The sequence below is a fragment of the Pseudohalioglobus lutimaris genome (assembly GCF_002866825.1).
Taxonomy (GTDB): domain Bacteria; phylum Pseudomonadota; class Gammaproteobacteria; order Pseudomonadales; family Halieaceae; genus Halioglobus; species Halioglobus lutimaris.
Genome location: NZ_PKUS01000059.1, coordinates 1 through 5963 on the forward strand (window position 1 = coordinate 1; position 5963 = coordinate 5963).

Annotated in this window: 4 protein-coding genes and 1 tRNA gene; 3 read left to right on the top strand and 2 right to left on the bottom strand. The window is 56.4% G+C overall.

From position 1 onward, the window contains the following. Window positions 1-658, top strand: a 658-nt coding sequence (locus tag C0039_RS20700) for a calcium-binding protein (protein WP_423810695.1), incomplete at its 5' end; no start/stop codon positions are given. Window positions 659-744: 86 nt separating this feature from the next. Here C0039_RS20700 and C0039_RS20705 read toward each other — a convergent pair. Together C0039_RS20705 and C0039_RS20710 are read right to left on the bottom strand one after the other, a co-directional pair. After that, the gene (locus C0039_RS20705; RefSeq protein ID WP_101519172.1) at window positions 745-1449 is read right to left on the bottom strand and encodes a DnaJ domain-containing protein; all 705 of its coding nucleotides are present in this window, start codon (window positions 1447-1449) and stop codon (window positions 745-747) included. Between the two features lie 493 nt (window positions 1450-1942). After that, window positions 1943-2018: transfer RNA gene (locus C0039_RS20710), tRNA-Asn, on the bottom strand. A 167-nt stretch (window positions 2019-2185) separates the two neighbouring features. On the opposite strand from C0039_RS20710, the gene uvrB reads away from it, so the two are divergent. Together uvrB and C0039_RS20720 are read left to right on the top strand one after the other, a co-directional pair. After that, a complete protein-coding gene (gene uvrB / locus C0039_RS20715; RefSeq protein WP_101519173.1) occupies window positions 2186-4207 on the top strand; it encodes an excinuclease ABC subunit UvrB in 2022 nt (673 codons plus the stop codon). A 105-nt stretch (window positions 4208-4312) separates the two neighbouring features. Continuing rightward, the gene (locus C0039_RS20720; RefSeq protein WP_076001657.1) at window positions 4313-5866 is read left to right on the top strand and encodes an arylsulfatase; all 1554 of its coding nucleotides are present in this window, start codon (window positions 4313-4315) and stop codon (window positions 5864-5866) included. The last annotated feature ends 97 nt before the right edge of the window (window positions 5867-5963 follow it).

Sequence of the window (5963 nt, forward strand, 5' to 3'; positions counted from 1 at the left end):
GATCGACGGCGGCGCCGGTGATGACACCATCATCGGCACCAAGGGCGATGATCACATCGAAGGTAATGTTGGCAATGACAAGCTGTTCGGAGGAGCGGGCGACGATACCATGCTCGGCGGCGATGGAGACGATTTCCTCAGCGGTGGAGCCGGGAACGATGTTATAGATGGCGGTCGCGGGATGGACAGCATCAGTTTCAGGGGCTTTTCCTCCGAGTACAACGTCGATGTAGGCGAGGACTCACTGGTAACCATTACTGATAGTGTGGAAGGGCGGGACGGTAGCGATACCGTCAGCAACGTAGAAGCATTTCAGTTTGAAGACGGCATGTTCAATGTTGATGACCTGCTCACGGCGCAGAAGTCCGCGGATAGCATGGAAGAGGCGGGCATCGATGCCGTGGTTGAAGATGAATTGATGTTCGCCATGGAGTCTTCGGGCATGGAAGGTGCCGGCCAGGGCTGGGTCGAGTCGGTTGACGACGTAGCTGCCGATTCAGGTGGTGATTCCGGCGGCTGGGGAGATGTTGACTCGCCGTCGGATGATGTAGACCTGGCAGCAGAGGCGCTCGAAATCGCGCCGGATACCAACGGAGTGATCGTAATGACAGAATCTGCCAATGGTGGATTAGACGGTCTGGAAAACGTGGGTAGCTGACTGGTGTTGAGCGGATTGAGTTACCGCTCAGCGGTTTGTGGAGTGTCTGCAGGTGAAGCCCTGGTCAGGTCTGGAGTTACTGCTCCCTAGACTCTCTCTGCTATAAATGAGCCGCACGAATTGTCGAAACCCAGGCTGAGGAACTGTACACCCACCCCCCATCGGGTCCCGTCTGCATAGCAGCGAACCACCCTGGCAGTGGCGCACAAGGTCCGTGACTCTATCTTCAGGACCTGGTTCATGGGCAGCGGCTGGTCGCAGTTGAACTTCATTCCGGAGAGGGAGATGTCGCTGGACCGTGCAAGAAAAGGTCGTTTCTGTGGCCAATGGGTCCAGTAAGCCAAAATCTGGTCTTTCGGCACTCTGCTGATATCCCGCCGCCCGTCCTCGGCCCGGATCGAGTGTCTGGATCCGGGTAGGGGGCTTTGACAGTTCTCGCAGTCGCCGCCGGTGGGCTTCTGTCCAGGTTCGAGTAGCCGAGGTGCTTTACAAAACACGCAGTGTAAATCTGCTGTACTTCCTGGAAGCGCTGACTGAGCATCGAGTGACTCCCGATGGACTGCGGGTTTCATTGCCGTCCTGTGCCGTGCCTGGTCGTACGCCGCCCGTTGTGATGGGTCGGTTAGCGTGGAGTAAGCCTCGTTGATCAGGACCGCAGTATCGCTGTTCCCACCCAGGTCCGGGTGCATACGCAGCTTCTGCATCAGCGCACGATAACTTGCACGAATTATCTCCCGGGGGGCATCCGGAGCAACGTGCAGTACCTGATAGTAGTTCAATGTGTTTTTCATCTACGTGCTTTTACTTGTTTGTGCCTGATCTGCCCACAGATGCCTCTGTAAGCTCTTACGGACCCTTAACTATGGCTTTTCGCGCGAGAATTGCCAGTTATTGACACCTAAAATGCGCAACTGATCACGCTTGAGTTGGAAAAAGCTTAGAGGAGGATTGCTGTTTTCTGATAAACAGGCGTTTGGCCACTTGTTGTTCGCTGCTGGACTGCCGCTCACCACTGGCTGCCTTGTGCACCGTATACACGATTACCGGGTGATTATTCGTTGGTGGCAAAAAAGGCCTTGTGGAGCAGGGGGGCGCTGTATAGATAGTGCCAGGTCAGGATCCACGGTTGGGCGGATCGGTAAATCTGCCTTCGGGGTGTGAGGGTTTGGTGATGATGCGATCTTTCAAAGAAGCAACCGGCAGGGCATTCGGTATATACCCTGCGGTTTGTAACACAATGCAATGCAGAGAATCAGATAACGTCGCGCTATCCAACTCGAAATATGGCTCCGCCTGCTGGGCTCGAACCAGCGACCCAATGATTAACAGTCATTTGCTCTACCAACTGAGCTAAGGCGGAATGGACTTAACCAGAGGCCGCGTATATTAATGATCACGGGGGGTGCGGTCAACACCCTGAACCGTTTATTTGGGCTTAATCCGAGGGCCGCAATACGGGCTGCAATCCAGCGCTATGTAGTCGATAATATGGGGCTTTTTTTTCGAGTCACACCAGGGGAGTAACCCGTGTCACGCCCATTTAAAGTGGAGTCCAGTTTTCAGCCTGCGGGTGACCAGCCCGAAGCCATTCGCCAGTTGGTGGAGGGGATACAGGCGGGCCTGGCTTCGCAGACTCTGCTGGGCGTCACCGGTTCGGGTAAGACGTTTACCATGGCTCACGTGGTAGAGCAGATTCAGCGGCCGACGATCGTCATGGCGCACAACAAGACGCTGGCGGCCCAGCTATACGGCGAGTTCAAGGAGTTCTTCCCTAACAACGCGGTGGAGTATTTTGTCTCTTATTACGACTACTACCAACCCGAGGCCTATGTCCCCTCTTCGGATACCTTTATCGAGAAGGATGCTTCCGTTAATGATCACATAGAGCAGATGCGGCTGTCCGCGACCAAGGCGTTGATGGAGCGTGAGGACTGCCTGGTCGTGGCAACTGTTTCCGCCATATACGGCCTTGGCGATCCCAAGTCGTACTTCAAAATGGTCATGCACCTCTCCAGGGGCGAGTTTGTTGACCAACGTGAGGTGCTGCGCCAGCTGGCCGAGCTGCAATATACGCGCAATGACGTGGATTTTTCCCGCGGCACCTACCGGGTCCGTGGAGATGTTATCGACATATTTCCCGCCGACTCCGAGCGCGAGGCCGTGCGTATCGAGTTGTTTGATGAAGAAATCGACAACATATACCTGTTTGACCCGCTGACTGGTGCGGTAGAGAGCAAGGTTCCTCGAATCACCATTTTCCCCAAAAGCCACTATGTCACCTCGCGCGACGTGATGCTCGGTGCGGTGGAGCAGATCGAGGCGGAGTTGGAAGTCCGGGTCAAGCAGCTCAAGGAGAACGATAAGTTGGTGGAGGCACAGCGCCTGCAGCAGCGAACCCGGTACGACGTGGAGATGATCCGCGAACTCGGCTACTGCCAGGGTGTGGAGAATTACTCGCGATACCTCTCCGGGCGGGACGCGGGCCAGCCGCCGCCCACGCTTTTCGAGTACCTTCCAGACACCGCGCTGGTCATTATCGATGAGTCCCATGCCACGATTCCCCAGATTGGTGCGATGTACAAAGGTGACAGGTCTCGCAAGGAAACGCTGGTGGAGTACGGGTTCCGTCTGCCTTCGGCGCTGGACAACCGGCCGCTGCGCTTCCAGGAGTGGGAGCAGTTGGTGCCGCAGGCAATTTTTGTCTCGGCGACCCCCGGTCCCTATGAAGCGGAGCATGCCGGCCGTGTGGTGGAGCAGGTGGTGCGGCCCACTGGCCTGATAGATCCCGAAATTGAGATACTGCCAGCCACAACCCAGGTCGATAACCTGCTGGAACAGATCGCGACAACGGTAGCCCGCGGTGAGCGGGTGCTGGTGACCACGTTGACCAAGCGTATGTCAGAGGACCTGACTGAGTATCTGTCTGAGCACGGCATACGTGTGCGCTACCTGCATTCGGACATCGACACCGTGGAGCGCGTGGAGATTATTCGCGACCTTCGCCTGGGTGAATTCGACGTACTGGTGGGCATCAACCTGCTGCGCGAGGGGCTGGATATGCCTGAGGTGTCACTGGTTGCCATTCTGGACGCAGACAAGGAGGGCTTCCTGCGCTCGGACCGTTCACTGATACAGACCATAGGCCGGGCCGCGCGTAACCTGAACGGCCGCGCCATCCTCTACGCCGATAAGGTGACAGGGTCCATGGAGCGGGCAATGGCGGAGACCGCGCGGAGGCGGGAGAAGCAGATCGCCCACAACCTCGAGCATGACATTACGCCCAGGGGCGTTGAGAAGTCGGTACAGGACATCATGGAGGGTGCCCGCCGCATGCCCACCCGCGGCAAGGGGAAGGCGAAGAAGGTAGCGGAGCCCGGTCTTACGTTCGCTGCGGAGTTGGCCGCACTGACACCCGCAGCGCTGGCCCGCAAGCTCAAACAGGTGGAAGCGCAGATGCAGGAACACGCCAAAAACCTTGAATTCGAGGAGGCCGCAGCGCTGCGTGACCAGCTTGCAGAGATCAAGCAGGCAGCTTTTCTCAGCCAGTAGATGTGTAGCGTGGTCGGGAGCCGTCGCAACGGTTGTTATTCTCGCCAGTTAAGCTATCTTTGCCAAAGGAATACATCTTCCTGTTCTGACAATAAGGAGTTCTCAATGCTGAGATTGACCAAATCGTTGGTTGTCGGCGCCTTGGCCTGTGTGGCCGGCGTTGCGCAGGCCGCTGACAAACCCAACATCCTGGTGGTGTGGGGTGACGATGTGGGCCAGTCCAATATCAGTGCCTACACCATGGGCATGATGGGCTATCACACACCCAATATCGACCGTATTGCCAACGAAGGCATGATCTTCACCGACTACTATGGTGAGCAGAGCTGCACGGCCGGCCGTTCATCTTTCATCATGGGGCAGTCAGTGTTCCGTACGGGCCTGAGTAAAGTAGGCCTGCCGGGTGCTGAACTGGGTATGCAGAAGGAAGATCCGACCATCGCTGGATTGCTCAAGAATCACGGCTACATGACCGGCCAGTTCGGTAAAAACCACCTGGGCGACAAGGACGAACACCTGCCGACCAACCATGGTTTCGACGAATTCTACGGTAACCTCTATCACCTGAATGCAGAGGAAGAGCCCGAGAACCAGGACTACCCCACAGACCCTGAGTTTCGCAAGAAATTCGGGCCTCGCGGTGTGATTCGTTCCTCGGCTGACGGCAAGATCGAAGACACCGGCCCGCTGACCAAGAAGCGCATGGAAATTGTTGACGATGATACCGCCGCTGAGGCGTTGAAGTTCATCGAGAAAGCCCATCAGGCCGGCAAACCCTTCTTTGTCTGGTGGAGCGGAACGCGTATGCATTTCCGGACACATGTTTCAGATGAAAAGATGAAGTGGTGCCAGGAGCAATACCCTCGCCGAGGCAAGGATCCCTACACCTGCGGCATGCTGGAGCACGATGCGCACATCGGTCTGTTCCTGGATAAACTCGATGAGTTAAAGATTGCCGACAACACTATCGTGTTCTACTCCACGGATAATGGTCCGCATATGAATACATGGCCCGATGCGGCCATGACGCCCTTCCGCGGTGAGAAGAACACCAACTGGGAAGGCGGCTGGCGCGTGCCGGCAATGGTTCGCTGGCCTGGCAATATCGAAGCGGGTTCTATCTCAAACGAGATCATGCACCATATGGACTGGACGCCAACTTTCCTGGCGGCTGCGGGTGAGCCCGACGTCAAAGAGAAGTTGCTGAAGGGACATCGTGCAATAGGCCGGAACTATAAGGTTCACCTTGACGGTTACAACTTCCTGCCACACTTGACAGGTAAGGTCGATGCGGGCCCAAGGGACGAGATTTTCTACTTCTCCGACGACGGTGACCTGACCGCGCTGCGTTACAGGGACTGGAAGCTCATTTTCATGGAGCAGCGCGCTGAAGCGACACTGCAGGCATGGATTGAACCGTTTGTGCCGCTGCGACTGCCTTACATCTTCAATCTGAAGCGCGATCCGTACGAGCGCGCGATCATTACCTCCAATACCTACTTTGACTGGATGATCGACCGGGCTTACATGCTGGTGCCAGCGCAGGCCTACGTAGGGGAGTTCCTGTCGACCTTCAAGAAGTATCCGCCGCGCCAGAAAGCGGCCAGTTTCTCGTTGGAACAGGTTATGGAAGCAATGACGCAGCCCCCGTCTCAATAGGGCAAAGCTGTATGCTGGAAAGGGCCTCTCGTGAGGCCCTTTTTTTTGGTTCATCGCACATTAGCGGGAAATGAGGCATTCAAACGATGAGGCATTC

What these genes read in the sequence shown, in the direction of transcription:
- C0039_RS20720 (WP_076001657.1), top strand. Translation starts at nt 4,313, where the DNA reads ATGCTGAGATTGACCAAATCGTTGGTTGTCGGCGCCTTGGCCTGTGTG.
- C0039_RS20705 (WP_101519172.1), bottom strand. Translation starts at nt 1,449, where the DNA reads ATGAAAAACACATTGAACTACTATCAGGTACTGCACGTTGCTCCGGAT.